This is a genomic window from Pseudomonas sp., from assembly GCF_030698175.1.
GTDB lineage: Bacteria > Pseudomonadota > Gammaproteobacteria > Pseudomonadales > Pseudomonadaceae > Aquipseudomonas.
Genome location: NZ_JAUYNT010000006.1, coordinates 165,416 through 187,856, shown reverse-complemented (window position 1 = coordinate 187,856; position 22,441 = coordinate 165,416). Strand labels below are relative to the sequence as shown.

Genomic DNA, 22,441 nt, shown 5'->3' with positions numbered 1-22,441 from the left:
GATTCTCCTCGTTAGGCGGCCAGGTTTTAGGCGGCCAAGTTCAGGCGGGCCAGCAGACGCGACAGCCAGGGGGCGAAGCGCCATTGGGCGACGCTCAGGTGGGCTTCGCTGCCGACGGCGATCACCGCGCGGTTACGTTCGATGGCGCGGATCAACTGCTTGGCGACGGTCTCGGGGCTGAGGTTGCGACGCTGATACAGGCGCTGGGCGCGGGCTTTTTGTTTGGCTTCGGCTTCAGCGCTTAAGCCATGGAAACGGGTGGCCTGAATGATCCCGGTATTGACCAGACCCGGGCACACGGCCGTGATGCCAATCCCCTGACCGGCCAGTTCGGCCCGCAGGCATTCACTGAGCATCAGCACCGCGGCCTTGCTGGTGGCGTAGGCGGCGTAGTTGCGCGACGGCACGAAGGCCGCCGCCGAGGCGATATTGACGATATGCCCGCCCTTGCCAGCATCGACCATCTGCCGGGCGAACAGCCGGCAACCGTCGATCACGCTCCACAGATTGACCCGCAACAGGCGCTCCCAGTCGGCGGCGCTGGTGTCGAGCATGGCGCCGGCCATACCGATGCCGGCGTTGTTGACCAGTATGTCGAGGCTGCCGAAGCGCTGTTGCACCCAGTCGGCGCAAGCCTGCATGGCCGCGCTGTCGCCCACGTCCAGTTGATAGGCGTGGGCCTCGGCACCGAGGGCACGGGCCAGCTCGGCGCTGCGTTCGGCGGCGGCCAGGTTGATGTCGGCGGCCAGCACGCAGGCGCCCCGTTCGGCAAAATCCAGCAGGGTGGCGCGACCGATACCGCCGCCGGCACCGGTCACCAGCACGGTCTTGCCAGCATCCGGCCCGGCATTGGCCAAGACCCGCGCCCGTTGCAGCGCCGGGTTGCTCTCGCCGCCTTGCAGGTGGGCGATAAATTCGCGCAGCCAACCGGCCAGTTGCGTCGGCTCGGCCAGCAGTTGCCAGTGCCCGGCGCGCACCTCGCGGCGCCACAGCTGTGGCGCCCAGCGGCTGAGTTGTTCGAACAGTTGCGGCCGCACATAGCGGTCCAGCCCCGGCACTATCAGCTGCACCGGCACCGTGGTGGGGCGCTGGCGTGGGTGCAGCAGGCTGCGGATAAAGTTGGCTCGGTACAGCTTGACCCCGTGTTGGCCATCGGCGCCCAGGCTGGCGCTGACCTGAGGATCGCGCACTCCCTCAACTCGCCGCAGGTACTTGGGCCAGAGCTTGGCCAGCCCGGTGCGCCAGAACAGTTCAGGCAGTAGCGGGGTATGAAACATGCCGATGTACCAAGAGCTGAGCAACTGGCCGATTACCTGACCCCAGGCCTTCGGATTTTTTTGCTGTAGGCGGTCGCGCATCCAGTGACCGACGTGATCCAGGCAGGGCCCGGAGATACTGGTGTAGGAGGCCAGCAGCGGCGCCAGGCGCGGTTCGGTGACCGCCTCCCAACTCTGGATCGAGCCCCAGTCGTGGGCGACCAGGTGCACCGGCTGATTGGGGCTGGTGGCCAGAATCACCGCTTCCAGGTCATTGGCCAGTTTTGTCAGGTGATAGTCCAGGCGTTTGCCGGGTTTGTCCGAGGCGCCAAAACCGCGCACGTCATAGGCGATCAACTGATAGTCGGCGGCCAGCGCATGCACCAGCGGCAGCCAGACCTCGTGGTTGTCCGGGTAGCCATGCACCAGCAACAGGGTTGGGCCCGCGCGATTGCCCCAGCGGTAGGCGGCCAGCTCGACGCCATCGCCCTGCACCCGCAGTTGCTCGGCGACCCAGGGTTCGGCGCGCAGCGCTGGTACTGGCAAAGCCTGCGGCGCGTTCATGCCGCCACCGGCGTACGGCTCAACAGGCCACGTTCCAGCCAGCGGCGCACATGGGGCAGGTCGTCATCCAGCCAGTAGGCGTCCGATTCGGTGACCACCAGCAATTCTTCAAACTTGGCGCCGACGCCGCGAAAGCCCAGGTGTGGTTCCACCGCCCAGAGCCCCGGCGTCGGTGGATGCAGCGAACGCGAGTGGCTCGACCAGAGTGGCGACCAGCCTTCACGGCGGCCGGTGACCAGGGCGTTTTTCACCAGGGTGGCGACATTGCGTACCCCGAAGCGCGCCAGCGCCAGTTTGGTCTGGCGAGTGCCGAGCTTCTCGACGCGATGGGCCAGCACCTCGAACGGATAGGCCTTGTGCCGTGGCAGGGTGCCTTGTTCGGCACAGAGTTGATCGACCGCCTGGCTGACCTGGGCCAGCGGCAGGCGCTGCTTGACCTGCTGCACAATCAACTCGCGATGAGCCATCAGGTCATCCTGTAGGCGCTCCATCAACAGGTTCGCGCCCAAGGCGCCGGAGTAGCCGACATCGGCGGTGTAGGCGCCAAGGGTCGGGGCGACGTCGAGGATAAAGGGCATGCCTTCGGCCAGCTGGGTTTTGCCCGGAAAGAACGCCAGGTTGAAGCCGCGCAGATGGCGCAGGCCATCGAAGCCTTCGAAGGCGGTGCGCCGGCCGAACCAGGCGAAAGGTTCGTGGAACCACTCCTTGACCCCATGATCCTGCAGCCAGGTCTTCATCAGTGCCGCCGCGGCTTTTTCGGTGATGCCCGGTTGCAGCTCCTTGGCGATGCTTTCTACACACTGGTAAGCGAGCTGCTGGGTGGCGCGAAATTGCGTCAGGTCGTAAGCGGTCAGGCTGGGGGCGCTGGCAGGCATGGGAGGCTCCGGGGGTGATTAACTGTTACATCATTCAATGTCACATTGATTATTGGTGAGGATGGCCAGCGCTGGCCAGTGCCTTGATGGCCTGAGTTGCGGTGCTGTTACCGCTGTTACTGCAACCCTGGGGGCCTTGCTGGCGCTGGCTTGGCGGTGGTTTTGCGAGTGGCGGACGCGGGCGGTCCGTGGTAAGTCCAATCCAAGGTTGGGCGGGTTAAGCCGGTTCCTAAGTCGGTTCTTAAGCCGGTTGTTGGCGGCCGCCAGGGCCGGCTATGATCGCCGCCATGAAAACTCTCCCGTCTTTATTACAACGCCTGCTGCCCCAGCCTGCCGAAGCGCAGGCCGCTGCAGTGGCGGTTGAATTCACCGTCGATGAACTGGCCCGTGAAGCCGGCACCACGGTGCGTAACCTGCGCGCCTATCAGGATCGCGGCCTGCTGCCAGCGCCGACGCGGCGCGGTCGGGTGGGTATTTACAGCACCGAGCACTTGCAGCGGCTCAAGCTGATCGGCGACTTGCTGGAGCGTGGCTACAGCATTGCCAGCATCCGCGAACTGCTGCTGGCTTGGCAGCAGGGCCAGGGGCTGGCCCAGGTGCTGGGGCTGGAGCAGGCAATTGTCGGCCCCTGGAATCAGGAGCAGGCCGGGTGCCTGGGCTTCGATGAAGTGCAGGAGTTGTTTGGCACGCAGCTCGATGATCAGCTGCTGGATCAGGCGCAAGCCCTGGGGCTATTGGAGTTTGCCGGCGACCATCTGCGGGTGCCCAGCCCCCGGCTGTTTGCCGCCGGGGTGCAGCTGTTTCAGGCCGGCATTCCGTTGCCTGCGCTATTGAATGAGTTGGCGGCGATTCGTGGCCAGGTCGAGCCGCTGGCCGCCGGTATAGTGCAGATGATCGTCAGCCATCTGGTCAATCCGCTGCTGCTCAACGCCATGCCACGAGCCGAGGAGCTGGAACGGCTCAGCGCGCAATTGCTGCAATTGCGCCCGCTGGTGGAAGAGGTGGTAGAAACCGAACTGGCCCGTGGCCTGCAACAGTCGGCCAACCGCGAACTGGGCGAGCGGGTCGGCGATTTGCTCAAGGGTTTTGTTAAACCGTAAGACTGGCCGCAGGCAGTAGGCCAATGGTTGCTGGCTGGCCTACCCCCGGAGTACCCAGAGCTGCCGCTCTTTCGCGTGGTGATCGACTGGTTAGTTCAGCAGGCTGAGCAGGCTAAGACGCGCTTGTCAGCTCAGTTCTGACGCGACGCGCAGGTTTGGCCGCCGAATGCCTAAATCTGCGACAATCGCGGCCCTGATAAATTTGCCCGCGATGACCTGATGACCGATACCGCTGCCGTCCTCGATACCCTGCATAAATCCGTTGGGCTGGCCATGTTGGTGGACCGGAGCAAATTGCGCCGGCAGTTGCACGAGCTGGCCAAGCGTCCCGACGCGATCAAGCAGGCGCAGTGGGCCGAGCGGTTGCAGGCATCCATCGCCAAGGTCGAGGCGCGGCGCCTGAGTATTCCGCACATCCACTATGACGACAGCCTGCCGATTGCCGCCAAGCGCGACGAGATCAAGGCGGCCATTGCCAAGCATCAGGTGGTGGTGATTGCCGGCGAAACCGGTTCGGGCAAGACCACCCAGCTGCCGAAAATCTGCCTGGAGTTGGGCCGTGGCCTGACCGGCTTGATCGGCCACACCCAACCACGACGGATCGCCGCCCGCAGCGTCGCCACCCGGGTGGCCGAAGAGCTGAACACGCCGCTCGGCGGCTTGGTCGGTTATCAGGTGCGCTTCGAGGATCAAAGCAGCGACAGCACCATGATCAAGCTGATGACCGATGGTATCTTGCTGGCCGAAACCCAGCACGACCGCTACCTGGACAAGTACGACACCATCATTGTCGACGAGGCCCACGAGCGCAGTCTGAACATCGACTTCCTGTTGGGCTTCCTGAAAACCCTGCTGGTGCGCCGCCCCGATCTGAAACTGATCATCACTTCGGCGACCATCGACCTGGCGCGGTTTTCTGCGCATTTTAATGATGCGCCCATAGTCGAAGTCTCCGGTCGCACCTTCCCGGTCGAGACCTGGTATCGGCCGCTGTTGGGTGAGCAGGACGAAAACGGCGAGATGGTCGAGGACGACCTAAGCGTCGATCAGGCCATCATCAAGACCCTCGACGAGCTGGCGGCCTTCGAGCGCAGTGAGGGCAAGTTGCCCGGCGATGTGCTGGTGTTCCTGCCCGGCGAACGGGAAATTCGCGATTGCGCCGAGATGCTGCGCAAGGCCAACCTCAAACACGCCGAGATTCTGCCGCTGTATGCGCGGCTGTCGCCGGCCGAGCAGCAGAAGATTTTCCAGCGCCGGCCGGGGCGCAAGATCGTGCTGGCCACCAACGTCGCCGAGACCTCGCTGACGGTGCCGGGCATTCGCTATGTGATCGACAGCGGCACGGCGCGCATCAGCCGCTACAGCTACCGCGCCAAAGTGCAGCGTTTGCCCATCGAGGCGGTCTCCCAGGCCAGCGCCAATCAGCGCAAGGGCCGTTGCGGTCGGGTCGAGCCGGGCCTCTGTGTGCGCCTGTACAGCGAGGAGGATTTCAACAGTCGCCCGGCCTTTACCGACCCGGAGATTCTGCGCACCAACCTCGCGGCGGTGATTCTGCAGATGCTGCATCTGCGTCTCGGCGCCATCGAAGATTTCCCCTTTATCGAGCCGCCGGATGGCAAGGCCATCAGCGACGGATTCAACCTGCTGCAAGAGCTGTCGGCGGTTAATCGCGAGAGCCAGCTGACCCCGCTGGGTCGCCAGTTGGCGCGCCTGCCGGTGGACCCGCGCCTCGGCCGCATGCTGCTCGAAGCCGCCAAGCAGGGCAGCCTGCAAGAGGTGCTGATTGTGGCCAGTGCGCTGTCGGTGCAGGACGTGCGCGAGCGGCCACCGGAGCGCCAGCAGGCGGCCGATCAGGCCCATGCGCAGTGGAAGGATATCGACTCGGATTTCGCCGGCTTGGTCAATCTCTGGCGCGGCTTCGAGGAGCAACGTCTGAGCCTCGGCGCCAGCCCGCTGCGCAGCTGGTGCCGGAAGAACTTCCTGAATTACCTGCGCCTGCGCGAGTGGCGCGACTCCCATCGCCAGCTCAGTTTGATCTGCAAAGAGTTGCAGCTAACTCTGAATACCACCCCGGCGGATTTCCCCAAACTGCACAAGGCGGTGCTGTCCGGGTTGCTCAGCCAGATCGGCCAGAAGACCGAAGACGGCGACTACCTCGGCGCCCGCCAGCGGCGCTTCTGGATTCACCCATCCTCGGGGCTGGGCAAGAAGCGTCCGCAATGGCTGATGGCCGGCGAGCTGGTGGAAACCACCAAGCTCTACGCCCGCCAGGTGGCCAAGATCGAACCGGACTGGATCGAGCCGCTGGCCGGCCACCTGATCAAGAAAAACCACTTCGAGCCGCACTGGGAGAAGAAACGCGGCCAGGTGGTGGCCTTCGAGCAAATCACCCTGTACGGGCTGATTGTGGTGGGCAAGCGGGCGGTGCATTACGGGCCGATCGAGCCGGTGTTGTCCCGCGAACTGTTTATCCGCGACGGTCTGGTGCGTGGCGAGATACTGTCCCGCGCCCGTTGCCTGAAGGCCAACAGCGAGCTGCTGGAGCTGCTCGACGAGCTGGAAGCCAAGGCCCGCCGCCGCGACATTCTGGCCGACGAAGAAACCCTCTACGCCTACTACGAGGCGCGCATCCCGGCCGAGATCCATCAGGCCGCGACCTTCGACAGCTGGTACAAGATCGAGAGCGGCAAGAACCCGCAGCTACTGATCATGCGCGAGGAAGACGTGCTGGCCCGCGAGGCCAGCGAAGTCACCGCCGCCCTGTACCCGGACAGCCTGCAACTGGGCGACTTGCGCCTGACCCAGACCTATCACTTCGAACCCAACCACCCGCGCGACGGCGTGACCCTGCGGGTGCCGGCGCCGCTGTTGCCGCAATTGCCCAGCGAGCGGCTGGAATGGCTGGTGCCCGGCCTGCTGGAGGCCAAGTGCATCGCCCTGGTGCGCAACCTGCCCAAGGCGCTGCGCAAGAACTTCGTGCCGGTGCCGGACTTTATCAAGGCGGCTTTAGAGCGCATCAACTTCGGTGAAGGCTCGCTGCCGGCCGCCCTGGGTCGCGAGCTGCAACGCATGACTGGGGTCAAGGTCAGCGAGGAGGCCTGGACCCAGGCGCTGCTGGAGCTGGACAACCACCTGAAGATCAATCTGGAAGTGGTGGATGCCAGCGGCAAGTTCCTCGGCGAAGGCCGCGACCTGAGTGAGCTGAATGCCCGCTTCGTGCAGGCCAGCCACGCCGCCTTGGCCATAGTGCAGAACGCCGGCCAGCAGCGTCCGGTGGAAGCCAAGGCCTTTGCCCAAGTGGCGGCCAGCACCCAGCAAAACATCGCCGGGTTATCGATGACGGTCTATCCGGCCTTGGTCGAAGGCAGCGTTGGCGATGAGCGCGGCACGGTCAAGGAAGGCCGCTTCCCGACCCTGGCCGAAGCCGAGTTCCAACACCGCCGCGCCTTGCAGCGCCTGTTGCTGCAACAACTGGCAGAGCCTGCCAAATACCTGCGCGGCAAACTGCCGGGCCTCACCGAGCTGGGTTTGCTCTATCGCGAGCTGGGCCGGGTCGATGCCCTGGTGGAAGACATTCTGCTGGCCAGCCTGGACAACTGCATCCTCGCAGGCAGCGAGCCGCTGCCGCGCGACGGCGCCGGGCTGGCAAAACTGGCCGAACAAAAACGCGGCGGCTGGGCCGAACAGGCCGAGCGTTTGGCCAAGCGGGTGCTGGAGGTGCTGAGCCTGTGGCACGGCCTGCAAAAACGCTTCAAGGGCAAGATCGACCTGGCCCAGGCCGTGGCGCTGAATGACATCAAGCTGCAGTTGAGCAATCTGGTCTATCCGGGCTTCGTGCGCGAGACGCCGATGGAATGGCTGAACGAGCTGCCGCGTTATTTGCGCGCCATCGAGCAGCGCTTCGACAAACTCGGCAGCCAAATGCAGAAGGACCGGGTCTGGAGCGGCGAGCTGAATGCCTGCTGGGCCCAGTACCAAACCCGCCTGAGCAAACACACCAAAGAAGGTAAACGCGACCCGCAACTGTTGCTGTATCGCTGGATGCTGGAGGAATACCGGGTGTCGCTGTTTGCCCAGCAGCTGGGCACCAAGATGCCGGTGTCGGATAAGCGCGTGGCCAAACAATGGACGGTGGTGGAGGGCTGACGGCCTTAGTGCTGTCGCTTGCAAACGCACTCCGCCGCTGTGTTGGCGGTCGGATCACTCAGGCGTTCACGGCCCTTGTAGGAGCGGACTTGTCCGCGAAGCGATGGAGCCGTCCCCACTAAACCTCGTCACCTACTGCGGTCGAGCTTTCGTGGGGACGGGCAGGGCGCCGGCTAATCTGAACCTTGAGGTGCTGATTAGCCGGCGAGTTTCAGTGGCGAAATTACCCCCCCCTGGGTTGGCGCTGCTGTCGGCGGTGATGGGGTTTTCAAGCCCCGTCGCTGTTTAACTGCCAGCTTTTTGCCGCGTTACCCGAGGGCCTTGACCTATGAGATAACACTCCGCCGAAAGAATCGAGGCCTGTTAGCTACATTACATCAGTATTTAAGACTCGCTATGAGTGACAACTGATTTGATGAGTATTCGCTATCATTCCACTTATAGTCGTATTGCCCTTTGACAGTCCAAGAGTTGTTATCGCAATTGCAGGAAAGGAATGTAATACCCGCGCCGACATTGTACAAATCCCGATTCTGCTCTATCCCTTCCACGTTAAACTCTGAGCCTCCACCCGTGAACACTGCCGTCTGCTCCGTGGTTGTATCGCTGAAATCATGCAACCATTTGACATGAGCCTCAGGGGAATAGGTGCTAGCGCCGGATTGAATAACACGTTCAATCTTCACGCCCAAGCCTGATTGAGTAAAATTATAATCTTGGTCGTCCACACGATGATTCACGTCACCAGCACCGCGTTCGGTATAACTGTCGACTTTGATAAGCGATGTCTGTAATGACGCGAACGGTGTAACAGTGACCGCTTGGTCAAAGTAAAAGTGTTTGCCGGTCGAGACGAGAGCGGTGTACTGCTGCCCATCGTAGTCAGATTTCGCGACGCGACTCACGCCTGGAAGTATGATTTGGCGCTCCCCTTCATAGTTGTCTATCCCGGCAGTCAAAGCACCCTGTACATACCAAGGGCCTGGCGTGTAGTTGAGATAACCCGTCAGCTGGTAAGAATCGATAGTTGTCTCACCAGAGGAACCGTTTCCGTCAATTGAGCTATTCGCATAGCCTGCGCTCACACCAAGGCGGGTGTCCTCGCTCACCGGGCGGTCATAGCCCAGCACCAGGCCATAGGTTTTAGTGTCATAGCCGACACTATTATTGACGTCGTTTTGGTTGCCTAAATTACCAAAGCTCTTAGCCCACAAGTTGTTCTGTTGCTCTTCACCATTACACTTACGCACTTCTTGGATTTTATTTGGCTCACAATTGGCGTCACAACACATGTCTTGGATCTCGTCCACACGAGCCAGCAACATGTCTTCCATAAGGCGCGTCGCCTGCCCTGCAACCCAGGGCGCTGCCAGGTTGGTGCTGCTGGGAGCCAGTTGAGCCAGGGCATTGTTGACGGCGACTGCACTGGGAAGAGCAAGGAGTGCGCCCTGAATGGCAAGCAAATCGGAACCCGCTGGAGCCGGTGTGCCAATCAATGCCCCCGCTGTTGTGTCGACAGCAGGCGAGCCCAAGGAAACCGACTCAACAGTTATGAGCACATCGCCAGTGGTCGTAGGTACGCTCGAGAAGGTGTAAAGCGGGTTGGTATTGAGGACAGTCACGGTCGCCCCGATGGTGCCGGATAGGCCACCGACAATCCTGAACGTCGTACCGGGAGTCAGTACTCCGGTTACGGTTGGAATTACGGTAATGCCGGCGGCATTAATATTCGAGGAGCCGGACGGCTGGATATTACCGTACACGGCATTACCGGCCAGCGTGGTCGCAATAGTGCCGTTGGCGTTAGTGGTCAACGCCCCAGTAATGCTCAAGGTGTTCGCTCCGAGGCTGAAGCCTTGAGCTTGCACCGCACCGGTAATAGACGCATTACCGCCCGATACAATGATTTGCTTCAGCCCACTTGCACCACCAATGGCCCCGGTTACATTACTGCCGCTATTGAGCGTCAATGTACCGGTATTTGCGGTATTGGTCGTGATGGCGCCCGTCAGCAAGCGACCGGCACCGAGATTAAGAAAACCATCACCGACAAACACCGGGGCCGATATAACGTCACCATTGAAGTTTATCGTCCCGGTCTCACTAATCTGGGTTGTAGTTGCATGGACATCGCCATTGAAGGTTACCGCTTTACCAGTAGCGCCGGCACTGATATTGAGGAATAGAACCCCCGGTTGACCGGTAGAGCCGGTTACGGTCGAGTCGCCAAGGAACAGGAGGTTACCCGTATTGCTGGAAGCAGTGGTGAAAGCACCGCCGAGATCGTTATTAGTATTGATATTCTGGCCATCGGTAACGGTCAATGTGGCACCACCCGTTGTGTCTACGCCATTCAGCACACCTTCCGCTCCGACTACGCCTGGAAGCGCGACGGCCTCGCGAGCCGAGCTAATTGGTGCCCACGCCACAATGGCAGCGGCCACAGCTAGAGAAACTAAGCTGGCTTTCATATCAGGACCTATAAGTTAGGACGTCAGAATTGACACTTCAGCCTAGGTCTAGAAAATATAATGAGCAAATAGATAGGGGGGTGATCGTAAGCACCGAGGGCCCGAGCTTATCAGCTTGGAGCTGCGCAGCCTCAGCCATGCCGAGCTGCAGCAGCTGTGGACGGCGCTCAACACCGGCTACCGGCCGTCGTTGCTCTACAAGGTATGGGTGCTGGCGGCGGGCTGAGGCCCGGCCACCTCAGCGCGCCACGGCCTCGCAGCTGTCGGTTTGGGCCATGACCCAGATGCGCTGGTAAAACTCGCAGTCACCTTCGACTTAACGCACTGGGGCCAAGAGCGGGCTCTGCTGCGCGGCTTGTAGCCGGATTAGCGGGCTTGGTCGCACTGCGCGGTGTTTGCTTAGCGCAGGTTGCCGGGCCTGACCGCTGGGCGGTGCCGGCGGCTTTGCGCGGCGCGGCTGGGGAACTCGCAGCGCGGTTCGGCGGTCGGAGGCTGTGCGCGTGTTGTCGGCGCGGCTGTTGTTTGATTCTGATTTGGCGGCTTTTTAGCGGGCCAGTTTTCGCCAAAATTCTTAGTTCGGTGGGCATTTAGCGGTGCGGTCTGAGGCGTTGCCTCGGGCTTTTTATGCTGCGGGCCGGCCAATCATTGCGAGTATTGAATATGTTGGAACAATCGTTAAATCAGTTGGAGCAGTTGGTGACCGATCTGCTACAGACCAATCAAAGCCTGCACAGCGACAACGCGCAATTAACCGCGCAGTTGCAGCAGATCAAGGATGAAAACGAAAGTTTGCAGCTCAGCGCCCTTGAGCAAGACGATCAGCACAGCGCCACCATCGCCCGGATTCAGGCCTTGGTGGCCGTGGCCTCGGCCGGTCACGGCGGCGCCTCGAATGCGGGTAACCCATGAGGAAAGATGGCGCCGGGGTGACGTTGATCAATGTTCTCGGCTGCGACTACAGCGTCAAGGCACCTGCCGGCCAAGACCAGACGCTGGTGGCGGCGGGGCAATTGCTGCAGGAGTTGTTGGCCGAGACCAAGGCGCAGGCCCCGGCCCTGGTGCGCGACAAGTTGCTGGTGATGACGGCGCTGAAAATCTGCGCCCAACTGCAGGCGCAGCAGTACAACCGCCAGCAGGGCGTGGCGCAGATCGAAGCGCAGGTCAGCGCCCGCATTGATGCAATCGCCCAACTAATTAGCGCGCCCTAATAGCCTCTTGGGCTTAGCTGTCCGTAGCGAGGTCAGGCTCAGTACTGGGCTTTGATCACGCTGATGCCTTGGTTCAGCACCTCGCGCCAGGCTTGGCGGGTGTGGTTGTCGCAGAGTTGGTCGTGGTCGGCAACCGCTTGCAGCAGTGAGTCGAGCCACAGTTGGTAGAGTTCGGGTTGGATATCCAAGCCACCACGGGCGTGGCTGCAGCCCAGCGCCCGCAATTTGCTGTCGGGCATGCCGCGGGCGTGCATCACCAGGTTAAGGATGCCGTGGCGCAGCAGTTGTTTTTGCGTAGGCATGTCGGTGTCGATGAACTTGGCCCGCACTGCTGGCGAGCTGGCGAGAAAGTACAGGTAAAAGCTGTCGAGGAAGCCGTGGCTGGCACAGCAGCGGCCATAGCTTTGCATAACGAGATCGGCGGAGTTCATGGGGTTCCAAGGGTTGGGCGGTGACGCAGGTCGGCGGCCCGTGTGGCTGCTCGGGTCTGCGTAAGGTCGCGCAAACTACCGGAATAGAGCGCCTAAGCACAAGTTAATCAATGCTGTTGGGGCGTGCGAGTTGATCGCTTGCTCAGCTATTGATTGCTGGGTCACGGCCTGCTAGATGGGGATGTTCGATTAACTGTTGAGCGCCGCAAACCTCATGGGCTTTAGGATTCACATGGATGTGGGAAATGCGCTGCGCCGTATGGAGCGACTGCCGCCCGCGATGCTTTGCGCTGTGTCAGCTAGCGCGGTGGGTCGCGGGTCGCGGTTAAAGCCCCTCCTACAAACAGCTACCTTCTGGTGCAATAGCTAAAGGGTTTATGGCCAGGTTTCAGGCTTGCTTGGGCTTGTTCGTGCGCCTGCTCACGCGCTTGCTTGGGGCGCTTGAACAGGCGCAGCACTCAGATGCTGATGAGCTGTTCGCTGAGGTTGCTGGCGCTGTCATTGGCGCTGTCGCTCAGTGGTTTTGGCTGCGGTTGCTCGGCGACGCCGGCTAAAAACTCATCGCCCCAACGGCGAATGTCGTTGTAGCTGACGATGTCGTACAGCTCGCGCAGTCGCGCCTGGGCCTCGATCTTGGGCATGTTCAAGGCCTGATAGCAGACTTGCACCATGTCTGCCGGGTCGTGGGGATTGGTCAGTAGGGCGCCTTTGAGTTCAGCGGCGGCGCCGGCGAATTCCGACAGCACCAGCACTCCGCAGCCACCGAGCAAACCCTGGGCGGCGACGAACTCCTTGGACACCAGGTTAAGCCCGTCGCGCAGTGGGGTAATCCACATCACGTCGGCCATGGCGTACCAGGCGCTGACTTCTTCAAAGGGCAGGCTGCGAAAGAACAGTTGCAGGGGCGTCCAGCCGATGCGCGCAAAGCGGCCGTTGATGCGCCCGGCGACTTGCTCGATCTGCCCTTGCAGCTCGTCATAGATGGTCATTTCTTTGGCCGCCGGCACGCAGACGCAGACCAGGGTGACCTTGCGCAGCAGTTCGGGGTTTTCCGCCAGCAGCCGCTCGTAGGCCTGAAGTTTCTCTAGGGTGCCTTTGGTGTAGTCGAGGCGCTCGACCGAGAGGATCAGTTTGACGCCGTCCAGCTCGCTGCGTAGGCGCTCCATCATCTGCTGGATTTTCGGCGCGGCTAACGCTGCGCTGACCCGCTCAAGATCCAGCCCCACCGGGTGGGCGCCGAGCTTGACCACGCGGTTGCCGGTATCCACCGCAGTGGTCATGCGCTCCAGGCCCACGGCGCAACCGTAGGTGATAAAGCGCGGCGCACAGTTTTGCCGGCTGATGGTTTGCAGCGGAGTGACGCCACGGGCGGCGTCGACAAAGTTCTCCACTTGGCGGGGGATATGAAAGCCGATGTAGTCGCATTGCAGCAGGCTGCCGATGATCTGCCGGCGCCACGGCAGGACGTTGAACACGTCGGCCGAGGGAAAGTAGGTGTGGTGGAAAAACGTGATGCGCAGGTCCGGGCGCAGCTCGCGCAGGTAGCCAGGCACCATCCACAGGTTGTAGTCGTGCAGCCAGACAATTGCGCCTTCGGCGGCTTCCTGGGCGGTGCGTTCGGCGAAGGCGCGGTTAACCTTGAGGAACACCTGCCAGTCGTCTTCGCGAAACTGCGCACGCTCCCAGAAGGTGTGCAAGGTCGGCCAGAAGGCTTCCTTGGAGAAGCGCTTGTAGAAAATGTCGACCTCGTCCTTGCTCAGCGGCACGCGGGCGGCGGTGAGCTTGGGGTAGTGCTCGGCATCCACCGTAGTGTGGGTTTCGAACGGCTCGCCGGCCGCGTCTTCGTGCTCGGCCCAGGCCACCCAGGAGCCTTTGCGGCCATCGCCGAAGAAGCTCAGCAGGGTCGGGATAATGCCATTCGGCGAGGTCGGACGGCGGCGCTGCAATTTGCCCGCGACCCGATGCTCTTCGTAGGGCAGGCGGTGGTAGACCATCACCAGGTCCGATTTGCCCGGTGGCAAGGCCAGCCGTTGTTCGGCGGCGATCCCGCTTGCGCCGAGAAAGCCAAAATGCACTATGGCTTCGAGAATGCCGCCACAGCCTGGCCGCTGGGCGTGGAAGATGCGCGAGTGACGGGCCGTGGCCTGCAACAGCGCGGTTTCGGCGGCGCCGACACACACGCCTTTGAACTGGCCGCTGAGCATGCTGAGGTCGTTGAGGGTGTCGCCGGCGGTCAGTACCTGGTTGATGTCCAGCTCCAGCCAGTCGATCAGCGCCTGCAAACTGCTGCCTTTGTTGACGCCCTTGGGGAGAAAGTCGAGGTAGCGTTCGGCCGAGTAGAGCAGGTCGCAACCCAGGGCTTCGGCCGCCGCCAGCAGGGCCGGATTGGCGGCTTGTTCGGGGCTGCAGTAATACGAGCAGCGGCGCATCTGCGGGATGTCCTGGCGCTCCAGACCGAAGCTTTCGATGGCGCTGGCGACCTGGCTTTCACCGGGCCAGAGGGCGTCGACCGCACCTTGCAGCGGCTGGATCAGTTGCAGGCTGTCGCCATGCACCAGGCTCGCGCCGACGTCGGCGATGATGAAGTCCGGTTGCGGCAGGGTCGGGTCGGCCAGCAAGGGCAGCACCGACTCCAGGCTGCGGCCAGTGACATAGGCCAGGCGGATTTCCGGGTGGGCGGCGAGGGTTTGGTAAAGGCTTAGACGGTCGGCGGGATTGCCGGCGAGAAAGGTTCCATCAAGATCGGTGGCAAGTAACATGCGCTGTCTCCTGTCCATGCGGACTGCGTTGACGCGCCGACCTGGGCCGACGAGTTGAGTGGGTGGGTCATGTCGACCCTGTTGTTAGTGGCTATGTGTCCGTTAATGGTGAGCGTGGCAAACCTTGTAGGAGGGGCTTTAGCCGCGACCCGCGTTCCACAGCACTCAGTGACACAGCGCAAGGTATCGCGGCTAAAGCCCCTCCTACGATTCGGTTCAACCCATCACGGTGCATAGTCTTGTTATTGAACGGTGCAATGTGCGCTTGGCGCACTTAAGAGGTGGCGGCGGTTGGCTGCGCGGCAGCGCTCTCTGGCTCTGGTTCTGTGGTCGGTGCTTCGGGCATGAGTTCGAGTACCGTGTGGCTGGTGCGCAGCATCGGCATAAAGTGCCCATGGGGTTCGTTGATCAGGTCGCTGACGTGGCGCAAGCGGTAGAGCGTGTAGGCCGCCAGCAGGCTTAGGCTCGCGGCGAAATGCAGCGGCAGGGCCAGGCCGCCGAATTGCTGCATCAGCAGGCCGGCCAGCAACGGGCCGCAGACCGAGCCGATGCCGTTGACCATCAGTAGACCGCTGGAGCCGGCGAGAATTTCATCGCTGTGCAGTTGGTCGACCATCTGCGCCACGGCCAGCGGGTAGATGGCAAAGGCCAGGCCACCCCAAACGAACATCGCCGCCAGCAGCCAGGGGCCGGCCGACAGCAGCGTCATCAGCAGCGCCACCACGACCGCCAGCAGCACCACCCAGAGCAGCACCTGGCGGCGGTCATGGCGGTCGGAGTAATGGCCTATCGGCCACTGCAACAGGGCACCGCCAAGAATGGTGCCGCTCATCAACAGGCCGACGCCGGGCGCATCGAAACCGCTGAGGCTGGCATAGACCGGCGCCATACCCCAGAACGCGCCCAGGGCCAGGCCCGACAAGCCGGCGGCGGCCATGGCCACGGGCGCCACTTGAGCCAGTTGGCGCAGATTGGTGTGCAGGGTCTCGGGCATGCTCGGCTGGGTTTGCCGGGTCAGGGTGATGGGCATCAAGGCCGCGCTGATCAGCAGCGCCGCCAGCACGAACAGCACAAAGTCGCTGGGGCTGGCCAGGTTTAATAGCTGCTGGGCGGCGGCCAAGGCGCCAAGGTTGACCATCATGTAGATGGCAAACACTTGGCCGCGTTTCTCGCTGGGTACCTGGGCGTTGAGCCAGCTCTCGATCACCATATACAGGCTGACCAGCGCCAGGCCGTAGAGCACCCGCAAGCCCAGCCAGACCCAGGGGTTGACCAGCAAAATATGCAGCAGCGCGGTGATGGCGGCCAAGGCTGCAAAGAAGGCAAACGCGCGGATATGCCCAACGCGGCGAACCAGCGGAATCGCCAGCCAAGTGCCAAGGAGAAAACCGACGAAGTACCCGGACATTATCAGTCCGAGCATCCCGGTGGAGTAGCCTTCGGCGACGCCACGCAGGGTCAGCAGGGTGTTAAGCAGACCGTTGCCAAGCAGGAGTAATGCAACTGCGCAAAGCAATGAGCTGATGGGAGCCATCAGAACCAACATAGCCAGCTACCCTAGGCCAATGGCCCCCCGAGGGCAACCTTAAGTCCTCGATCGGATTCTATGATTATTAGTTAAGTTATTGATTTTAATTGATTATTAAAACTGCTGAACGGTCTTCGGCCAGTCTGCTGGCAGGGCCGCTGAATGCTGCGAGTGAGCATCTGGGCTGTTTACCAGGTGCTTGCGCGGTTGCGCGTGTGGTTCTCGCTGGCAGGTTGTTTTAGATAAGCATTGCTAATCAATACCGCTAAAATTCGTCGCGTTTCATTGGCGGCTGAATCTTTAAAATGGGCCGTACCTTTACAGCCAAGTGGATTGACCTATGCAACGCGAAAGCTCATTCAATTGCACCGCCGCCGGTTTTCGGATGCCTGCCGAGTGGGAGCCGATGGCCGCTTGTTGGCTCGGCTGGCCGGTGCTGGAAAACCGTGAAGAGCTCTGGGGCAGCCATTATCAGCAGGTTTGCCGGGAATTTGCGTTGTTCGCCCAATGCATCGCCAAGTACCAGCGCTGCATAGTCACCGCCTATGAGCCTTTGGCCGAGCAGGCGCGCGAGCTCTGCGGGCCGACGGTTGAGGTGGTGGCCGCCGCCGCCGAAGACAATTGGCTACGCGATTGCGGGCCGATTTTTTTGAACGGCCCTGATAAGCAACAGATTGCAGTGGTGTATGAATTTAACGCCTGGGGCGAAAAATACCGCCCCTATGATGGCTGCAAGCAAATCGGCGGCGACATCGCCCGTTTGGCTGGCGTTGAGATCGTCCGCTCGGCGATGGTGCTGGAAGGCGGCTCTTTTTATGTCGACGGCGAGGGCACCTTGCTGACCACCGAGAGTTGTTTGCTGAACAAAAATCGCAACCCGAATATGAGCAAAGAGCAGATCGAAGCCGAGCTGATCCGCACCCTGGGCGTGCAGAAGATCATCTGGCTGCCTGGCAACCCGGCGGAAACCGAAACCGATGGCCATATCGATGGCATCGCCTCGTTCACCGCACCCGGCAAGATTTTGTTCAACTCCGCCGACGCCGACATGGGCGAGTATTACGACTGCATGATGGCCAACCGCCGTGTGCTGGAGCAGGCCACCGATGCCAAGGGCCGGCGCTTCGAGATTATCGACCTGCCAACCCCGCGCACCGACACCACCCTCAACCCCGAACGCGGTAATGATCGCGACTGCGACATCTACTCCAACTACATCCTGGTCAACGGCGCGGTGATCAGCACGGCGTTTAACGTGCCACAAGATGCCATCGCCCGTAAGGCGTTCGAGCAGGCCTTTCCGGGGCGGGTGGTGGAGTTGTTGCCAGTCACCACCATTGGCTTGGGCGGCGGCAGTTTGCACTGTTCGACCCAGCAACAGCCGGCCAAGGCTTAAAAGCCGACGGTGCTAAACGGCGCGCTGGGGCATTTTGCTGCGTGGTTGTTTTCCTTCAGCCGGCTAAGCCGCTGTCGACCCTCTTGGGCTTGGCTTTGTGCGCGTCGCGCATCAGCAAGAGATCGAGCACCGAGGGCGGGGTGGCCAATTGAAAGCCGACTTTGCCGGTGAAACGGTGCGGGTTGACGAAGGTGCCGAAGAGCATGTCCCACAGCGGCAGGTCGCTGTAGTTGCGGCCATGGACTTGATATTCGTGGTGCAGGCAGTGCGATTCCGGCCGTTGCACCAGATAGCCCAGCCAGCGCGGGGTGTTGATATTGCTGTGCTGAAACAGGCTGGTAAGGGCCACGAACAAACCCACCAGCGCCGTGGTCAATGGCGTTAAACCGAGCACGAAGCTGGTGATCAGCGTACTGCTGCCGACCTTCAGCGCTATCTCCAGCGGATGGGCGAAATAGGCGCCGGCCACATCGACCCGATCAGGGCTGTGGTGCAATTGGTGCGCGCCCAGCCACAGCCAGTCGAAGCGATGCAGGGCGCGATGCAGCCAATAACCCACCAGGGTCACGGCCAGCACCCCCGGCGCAATAGCCCACAACCCCAGATCATTGAGGTTAAGCAGGCTGTGTTGCTGCAACCAGGGTACCGGGATCAGTAGCGGCACAACCGAGCCGACCATCAGCACCATGACGAAGAACAGCGCACCGGCCATTCGCCAATTGCGCACGTCGCTAAAAACTCGGGCCGGATAGCGGGCTTCGATAATCAGTAGCAGGGTAAAAGCCAGCGGGATGGCAATCCCGATTAAGTCTGCAAGTGGCATGCTGTTCTCCAAATGGGTTGCTATTTTATGAGTTTATAGGCACCGATATGCCTATATTTGGGTAAAAAAATTAGCTGTCAGGCACTGCGCAGCACAGCGGCACCAAGGCTTGAATCAGGGCGGAAATTCGCTGGACCCGCGCGGCTATGGTCGGCCCGTCAATCTGGTAATAGGTGTGCCGGCCTTCAGTCTGGGCGCGCAGCAAACCGGCGCGTTCCATGGTTTGCAAATGCCGGGCAATCACCGAGCGGTCTTGCGGCATCGCCTGGGCAATGCTGCCAATGTCGGAGCGGCCTTGCAGCACCAGCACGCGGAAAATCTGGATGCGCGCAGGCTCGCAGAGGGCCCGAAAGAAATCGGTATCGAGAATCTCAATACAGGCGTCGGCGGCTTCGGTACGGGTCGTGGGCTTGAGCTGGTTCATGGCTTGAGCATATATGCACGCTAATGCATGCGTCAACTGAGAGTTGTTGTTCGTATTGACTTGCTACGCAGCTAAATGGGCAAGGCTTAAGCGGCGCTTGGATGGTTGCGTTGCGCGCCTAGCTTCTGCGGGGGCTTTTCTTTATTCTCTGCGCCCGAAAAAAAGCCTGAGTAATCAATATGTTGGAAAAGTCCTTAAGTCAGTTGGAAGCACTGGTCAGCGAGTTGCTAGTCGCCAATCAAGGGCTGCTGAGCAGTAATGCACAATTAAGCGCAGAGCTGGCGCAGGTTAAGGATGACAACGACAATTTGCAGCTCGGCGCCCTCGAGCAAGACGAGCTGCAAAACGCCACCCTGGCGCGGATTCAGGCCTTGGTTGAGCGCGCAACCCTTGGCCAGAACGCCGCTGGCAGCCCCGTTTGTCCATGAGTGGCGGCGATCAGGTCACGGTTATTTCAATTCTGGGCAGTGACTACAGCATCAAAACCCCTGACGCGCAGCAGCCGGCCTTATTGGCAGCGGCGCAGATGCTGCAAGACTTGCTGGCCGCGACCAAGGCCAAGGCGCCGGGTTTGCTCGGCGACAAACTGCTGGTGTTGGCGGCGCTCAAGCTGTGCTCGGAACATGCTGAATTACAGCAGCGCCAGCTAGATGTGCAGCGGGTCGAGGTCAAGGTTAGTGCGCGCATCGATGCCTTGGCCAGTTTGATTCAGTCAGCCTGAGCGTCTTTGCCTTAGCGCGGCATAGCCGAGCGCAGTAGTTTTTCAGCGTCCTGTTAGTCGTTGGCGTGGCGCTTGAGGATGGTCTGGTAGGTGCCGTCGGCCTGCATGGCGCGGATGGCCTGGTTGAAGCCGTCGATAATCTGCTGGTGCTGTGGATGGCTGCGGCGCACCAGAATATGCAAGGGCGACTCCGATAGCGGTTTGGGCAAAAACTCCAACTCGTCGCGAATATCGCGCAGCTCACCATTAAACGCGTGCTGCGCCACCGTCTCATCTTCCAGGGTCAGCTGTACGCGCCCCAACGCCAACATGCGGGCGGCGCTGGCGAAGCTGGTGACCGGGTGTTTCTTCAGGCTGGCGTCGCTGTCGAAGGCCGGGGCATAGGCGTAACCGCGCACCACGGAAATTAAATAGGGCCTCAGGTCGCTCAGTTGCTTGAATTCTACGTGGCTGCCTTTTTTGCGGATAAAGCGAATGGTGTTGGTGAAGTAGGGGTCGGAGAACTGACCATAGACGGCCCGCTCTGGCGCAAACCAGGTGGCGACGGTGAGGTCATAGCGGTCGTGCTGCAGGCCTTCTATGGCACGGGCCCAAGGTACTTCTTGGTACTCGCTGGCAAAGCCGGCGCGGCTCAGTGCGGTGCTGACCAAGTCGACGGCTAGACCATTGTATGGCAGGGTTTGGTCGGTGAACGGCGGGAAGTTGTTGGCCACCATTTGCAGGGGCGCAGCCAGCGTTGCTGCGTTGAGGAGCAGGGCGCACAAGCAGGCGTAAACAAAATGACGGCACATATTGGCGGTCTCCGTTGCGGCGTATTGGTAGCTTAGTCGCTGCCCCGGAAACTGCTAAATGGCGCGACCAGACGCTGCCTGGTCGCTGTTTGCGACTTGCGCTTAGGGCTTAGTAGTTGCCCATATAGTCGCGCTTGCCGACTTCGATGCCGCTGTGGCGCAAGATCGCGTAGCTGGTGCTGACGTGGAAGAAGAACTGCGGAATACCGTAGCTGAGTAAGTAGTCTTGGCCGTTGAATTTGCGCTCTTTCGGGGTGCCCGGACGGGTGATGATTTCGCGCTCTTCCTGGCCGTTGATCTGCTCCGGGGTAAAGCTGTCGAGGTAAGCCAGGGTCTTGCTGAGCAAAGCTTGCAGGTCGGCAAAACTGTGCTCGTTGTCCTCGTACTTGGGCACTTCGACACCGGCCAGGCGCGAGCTGATGCCTCGGGCGAAATCGGCGGCGATTTGCACTTGGCGGGTCAGGGCGAACATGTCCGGGAACAGCCGCGCTTGCAGCAGGGCGTGAGCTTCGATGTTCTTAGCGTCGGCGTGGGTTTCGGCTTTATGCAACACGCCACTGAGGCTGTTGAGCATTTGCTTGAACACGGGAACGGATGCGGCGTACAGGGAAATGGTCATGATGGGCTCCTGGATAAATGTGCCCATGAGTATAACGATAAGCCGGCTGTCGGCCTTGCTCCGTTATTGGCTTTTCAGCTCGGTTGCTAGCTGGGCCGTTGGTCGGAGAGGGCGGCGTCGGCGCTCAAGTTTCACCGCCAGGCGCCGTCAACCAAACAAACACACCCACCAGGTACGCTGCCATGACCAGTCTGGCTTCGCTGTCGCCGAGCGCTTCGCGCCCATCTTTCCTCAATCAGCAGCCGGCCGTGCGCAACGCCGCCGATGCTCAGCAAACCTTGGCCAATCGTTTGGCTGAGCGACTAGGCCTCAAACCCGGCGACTTGAGCGCTAAAGCTGACGACTACAGCCCGGCCAAGGTTGCCGAGCGGATTCTTGGTTTTGTCGGTGGCAATATGGCCCGCGAGGCGGCTGCCGGTGCCGACTCGGAGCAACTGCAAAAGCATCTGCAGGAGTTTCGTAAAGGCGTGGAGAAGGGCTTCGCCGACGCGCGCAAAATTCTCGATGGCATGGGCGTGCTGAACGGTCAGGTAGCGGCCAATATCGACGACACCTACAAACGTATTCAAGACGGTTTGGGCGAGCTGGATCAGCGTTACGCCGCCCCGGCTAGCAGCAGTAGCGGCAGCACTGCGGTGGCCGCCTACAGCGAGCGCTTTGCCGCGCAAGCGCAAACGTTTGAGCTGGATATCACCACCCGCGATGGCGACAAACTGCATATCGCCGTGGCCCAGGCCTCGGCCAGTTACTCGCAGAGCAGTGTGGCCGCCGCCAGCAATGGCAGCGGCAGCGCGGTGCAAGCCAGCAGCCAGTCGAGCAGCCTGCAGATTGCCGGTTTACAGATCAGCGTCGAGGGTGAGTTGGACGATGAGGAGCGTGCCGCGCTGACCAAGCTGTTTGGCCAGGTGCAGGAACTCTCCGACAAGTTCTACGCCGGGGATCTGAACGGCGCCTTCGACCAGGCCCTCAAGCTTGAATTGGACGGTTCGCAATTGGCCTCGTTGTCGCTGCACCTGACGCAAACCAGTATTCGTCAAGCCACCGATGCCTACAGCGCGGTCGCCGAACAAGGCGGGCAACCCGCCAGCGCGGTAAATAACGCGTTGATCGATTATGCCAAGGGGCTGCTCGAGGCATTGCGCAGCAGCAACGAGGCCAGCGACAACGCGCGCGGCACCCTGGAGCAATTGCTCCATGGCACGCTTGCCCTGGATGAGCGCTTCGATAAACCGCGCTTAGACAAAGCCGATAGTTTCAATCAGCGCTTGCTCGATGGCTTGCAACAGTTGCTGGAGCCGAGCGCTGAGCCGGCGATAACCAGCGTCTAAG

General features: G+C 61.2%; 18 protein-coding genes and 1 pseudogene. 9 read left to right on the top strand and 10 right to left on the bottom strand.

The features are described 5' to 3' along the window. Positions 1–26: 26 nt before the first annotated feature. Positions 27–1,820: an SDR family oxidoreductase gene (locus tag Q8R10_RS03685; RefSeq protein ID WP_305651122.1), complete on the bottom strand. Its 1,794-nt coding sequence runs from the start codon at positions 1,818–1,820 to the stop codon at positions 27–29. After that, complete coding sequence (locus Q8R10_RS03680; RefSeq protein ID WP_305651120.1) at positions 1,817–2,695, bottom strand: M24 family metallopeptidase; 879 nt, start codon at positions 2,693–2,695, stop codon at positions 1,817–1,819. The genes Q8R10_RS03685 and Q8R10_RS03680 overlap by 4 nt, the downstream gene beginning before the upstream one ends. 287 nt (positions 2,696–2,982) lie before the next feature. Between Q8R10_RS03680 and Q8R10_RS03675 the strand changes: the two genes are divergently transcribed. Further along, positions 2,983–3,795 (top strand): MerR family transcriptional regulator, encoded by an 813-nt coding sequence (locus Q8R10_RS03675; RefSeq protein WP_305651118.1) that lies wholly within the window; start codon positions 2,983–2,985, stop codon positions 3,793–3,795. A gap of 219 nt (positions 3,796–4,014) precedes the next feature. Further along, positions 4,015–7,941: an ATP-dependent RNA helicase HrpA gene (hrpA, locus tag Q8R10_RS03670; RefSeq protein WP_305651116.1), complete on the top strand. Its 3,927-nt coding sequence runs from the start codon at positions 4,015–4,017 to the stop codon at positions 7,939–7,941. Between the two features lie 377 nt (positions 7,942–8,318). Here hrpA and Q8R10_RS03665 read toward each other — a convergent pair whose 3' ends face one another. Next, a complete protein-coding gene (locus tag Q8R10_RS03665; RefSeq protein ID WP_305651114.1) occupies positions 8,319–10,412 on the bottom strand; it encodes an autotransporter outer membrane beta-barrel domain-containing protein in 2,094 nt (697 codons plus the stop codon). 103 nt (positions 10,413–10,515) lie between these two features. On the opposite strand from Q8R10_RS03665, the pseudogene Q8R10_RS03660 reads away from it, so the two are divergent. From Q8R10_RS03660 to Q8R10_RS03650, 3 genes and pseudogenes are all read left to right on the top strand, one after another. Beyond that, positions 10,516–10,638 (top strand): annotated as a pseudogene (locus tag Q8R10_RS03660) (Pvc16 family protein); the annotation flags it as partial. A 434-nt stretch (positions 10,639–11,072) separates the two neighbouring features. After that, positions 11,073–11,321 carry a hypothetical protein gene (locus Q8R10_RS03655; RefSeq protein ID WP_305651113.1) on the top strand — a complete coding sequence of 83 codons (249 nt, stop codon included), beginning with the start codon at positions 11,073–11,075 and terminating at the stop codon, positions 11,319–11,321. After that, the gene (locus tag Q8R10_RS03650; RefSeq protein ID WP_305651111.1) at positions 11,318–11,620 is read left to right on the top strand and encodes a cell division protein ZapA; all 303 of its coding nucleotides are present in this window, start codon (positions 11,318–11,320) and stop codon (positions 11,618–11,620) included. Before Q8R10_RS03655 ends, Q8R10_RS03650 begins: the two co-directional genes overlap by 4 nt. 38 nt (positions 11,621–11,658) lie before the next feature. On the opposite strand, the gene Q8R10_RS03645 is transcribed toward Q8R10_RS03650, so the two are convergent. The 3 genes from Q8R10_RS03645 to Q8R10_RS03635 all read right to left on the bottom strand — a co-directional run bounded on the left by Q8R10_RS03645 (position 11,659) and on the right by Q8R10_RS03635 (position 16,356). Continuing rightward, the gene (locus Q8R10_RS03645; RefSeq protein ID WP_305651109.1) at positions 11,659–12,051 is read right to left on the bottom strand and encodes a globin; all 393 of its coding nucleotides are present in this window, start codon (positions 12,049–12,051) and stop codon (positions 11,659–11,661) included. A gap of 458 nt (positions 12,052–12,509) precedes the next feature. Further along, the gene (gene ggpS, locus Q8R10_RS03640; protein ID WP_305651107.1) at positions 12,510–14,810 is read right to left on the bottom strand and encodes a glucosylglycerol-phosphate synthase; all 2,301 of its coding nucleotides are present in this window, start codon (positions 14,808–14,810) and stop codon (positions 12,510–12,512) included. Positions 14,811–15,084: 274 nt separating this feature from the next. Then, positions 15,085–16,356: an MFS transporter gene (locus Q8R10_RS03635; RefSeq protein WP_305651105.1), complete on the bottom strand. Its 1,272-nt coding sequence runs from the start codon at positions 16,354–16,356 to the stop codon at positions 15,085–15,087. 322 nt (positions 16,357–16,678) lie between these two features. On the opposite strand from Q8R10_RS03635, the gene Q8R10_RS03630 reads away from it, so the two are divergent. Beyond that, a complete protein-coding gene (locus Q8R10_RS03630; protein WP_305651103.1) occupies positions 16,679–17,734 on the top strand; it encodes an agmatine/peptidylarginine deiminase in 1,056 nt (351 codons plus the stop codon). 55 nt (positions 17,735–17,789) lie between these two features. Here the strand turns inward: Q8R10_RS03630 and Q8R10_RS03625 are convergent, their stop codons facing one another. Then, entirely contained in the window at positions 17,790–18,557 is a 768-nt protein-coding gene (locus tag Q8R10_RS03625) for a sterol desaturase family protein (protein WP_305651101.1), read from the bottom strand. Positions 18,558–18,627: 70 nt separating this feature from the next. Then, positions 18,628–18,981: a helix-turn-helix transcriptional regulator gene (locus Q8R10_RS03620; protein ID WP_305651099.1), complete on the bottom strand. Its 354-nt coding sequence runs from the start codon at positions 18,979–18,981 to the stop codon at positions 18,628–18,630. A gap of 179 nt (positions 18,982–19,160) precedes the next feature. Here Q8R10_RS03620 and Q8R10_RS03615 point away from each other — a divergent pair, with 179 nt between their 5' ends. Then, positions 19,161–19,409: a hypothetical protein gene (locus Q8R10_RS03615; protein ID WP_305651097.1), complete on the top strand. Its 249-nt coding sequence runs from the start codon at positions 19,161–19,163 to the stop codon at positions 19,407–19,409. Continuing rightward, positions 19,406–19,702, top strand: coding sequence for a cell division protein ZapA (gene zapA, locus Q8R10_RS03610; RefSeq protein ID WP_305651095.1), 297 nt, complete (start codon positions 19,406–19,408; stop codon positions 19,700–19,702). Before Q8R10_RS03615 ends, zapA begins: the two co-directional genes overlap by 4 nt. Positions 19,703–19,755: 53 nt before the next feature. On the opposite strand, the gene Q8R10_RS03605 is transcribed toward zapA, so the two are convergent. Next, positions 19,756–20,493, bottom strand: coding sequence for an ABC transporter substrate-binding protein (locus Q8R10_RS03605; RefSeq protein WP_305651093.1), 738 nt, complete (start codon positions 20,491–20,493; stop codon positions 19,756–19,758). A gap of 109 nt (positions 20,494–20,602) precedes the next feature. Continuing rightward, on the bottom strand, positions 20,603–21,112 hold the full coding sequence (locus Q8R10_RS03600) for a DUF1993 family protein (protein ID WP_305651091.1): 510 nt from the start codon (positions 21,110–21,112) through the stop codon (positions 20,603–20,605). A 182-nt stretch (positions 21,113–21,294) separates the two neighbouring features. Here Q8R10_RS03600 and Q8R10_RS03595 point away from each other — a divergent pair, with 182 nt between their 5' ends. Continuing rightward, positions 21,295–22,440 (top strand): DUF5610 domain-containing protein, encoded by a 1,146-nt coding sequence (locus Q8R10_RS03595; protein WP_305651089.1) that lies wholly within the window; start codon positions 21,295–21,297, stop codon positions 22,438–22,440. The last annotated feature ends 1 nt before the right edge of the window (position 22,441 follow it).

What these genes read in the sequence shown, in the direction of transcription:
- ggpS (WP_305651107.1), bottom strand. Translation starts at nt 14,810, where the DNA reads ATGTTACTTGCCACCGATCTTGATGGAACCTTTCTCGCCGGCAATCCC.
- Q8R10_RS03645 (WP_305651109.1), bottom strand. Translation starts at nt 12,051, where the DNA reads ATGAACTCCGCCGATCTCGTTATGCAAAGCTATGGCCGCTGCTGTGCC.
- Q8R10_RS03615 (WP_305651097.1), top strand. Translation starts at nt 19,161, where the DNA reads ATGTTGGAAAAGTCCTTAAGTCAGTTGGAAGCACTGGTCAGCGAGTTG.
- Q8R10_RS03625 (WP_305651101.1), bottom strand. Translation starts at nt 18,557, where the DNA reads ATGCCACTTGCAGACTTAATCGGGATTGCCATCCCGCTGGCTTTTACC.
- Q8R10_RS03630 (WP_305651103.1), top strand. Translation starts at nt 16,679, where the DNA reads ATGCAACGCGAAAGCTCATTCAATTGCACCGCCGCCGGTTTTCGGATG.
- Q8R10_RS03665 (WP_305651114.1), bottom strand. Translation starts at nt 10,412, where the DNA reads ATGAAAGCCAGCTTAGTTTCTCTAGCTGTGGCCGCTGCCATTGTGGCG.
- Q8R10_RS03685 (WP_305651122.1), bottom strand. Translation starts at nt 1,820, where the DNA reads ATGAACGCGCCGCAGGCTTTGCCAGTACCAGCGCTGCGCGCCGAACCC.
- Q8R10_RS03635 (WP_305651105.1), bottom strand. Translation starts at nt 16,356, where the DNA reads ATGTTGGTTCTGATGGCTCCCATCAGCTCATTGCTTTGCGCAGTTGCA.
- Q8R10_RS03600 (WP_305651091.1), bottom strand. Translation starts at nt 21,112, where the DNA reads ATGACCATTTCCCTGTACGCCGCATCCGTTCCCGTGTTCAAGCAAATG.
- Q8R10_RS03605 (WP_305651093.1), bottom strand. Translation starts at nt 20,493, where the DNA reads ATGTGCCGTCATTTTGTTTACGCCTGCTTGTGCGCCCTGCTCCTCAAC.
- Q8R10_RS03650 (WP_305651111.1), top strand. Translation starts at nt 11,318, where the DNA reads ATGAGGAAAGATGGCGCCGGGGTGACGTTGATCAATGTTCTCGGCTGC.
- Q8R10_RS03595 (WP_305651089.1), top strand. Translation starts at nt 21,295, where the DNA reads ATGACCAGTCTGGCTTCGCTGTCGCCGAGCGCTTCGCGCCCATCTTTC.
- Q8R10_RS03675 (WP_305651118.1), top strand. Translation starts at nt 2,983, where the DNA reads ATGAAAACTCTCCCGTCTTTATTACAACGCCTGCTGCCCCAGCCTGCC.
- zapA (WP_305651095.1), top strand. Translation starts at nt 19,406, where the DNA reads ATGAGTGGCGGCGATCAGGTCACGGTTATTTCAATTCTGGGCAGTGAC.
- Q8R10_RS03655 (WP_305651113.1), top strand. Translation starts at nt 11,073, where the DNA reads ATGTTGGAACAATCGTTAAATCAGTTGGAGCAGTTGGTGACCGATCTG.
- Q8R10_RS03680 (WP_305651120.1), bottom strand. Translation starts at nt 2,695, where the DNA reads ATGCCTGCCAGCGCCCCCAGCCTGACCGCTTACGACCTGACGCAATTT.
- hrpA (WP_305651116.1), top strand. Translation starts at nt 4,015, where the DNA reads ATGACCGATACCGCTGCCGTCCTCGATACCCTGCATAAATCCGTTGGG.
- Q8R10_RS03620 (WP_305651099.1), bottom strand. Translation starts at nt 18,981, where the DNA reads ATGAACCAGCTCAAGCCCACGACCCGTACCGAAGCCGCCGACGCCTGT.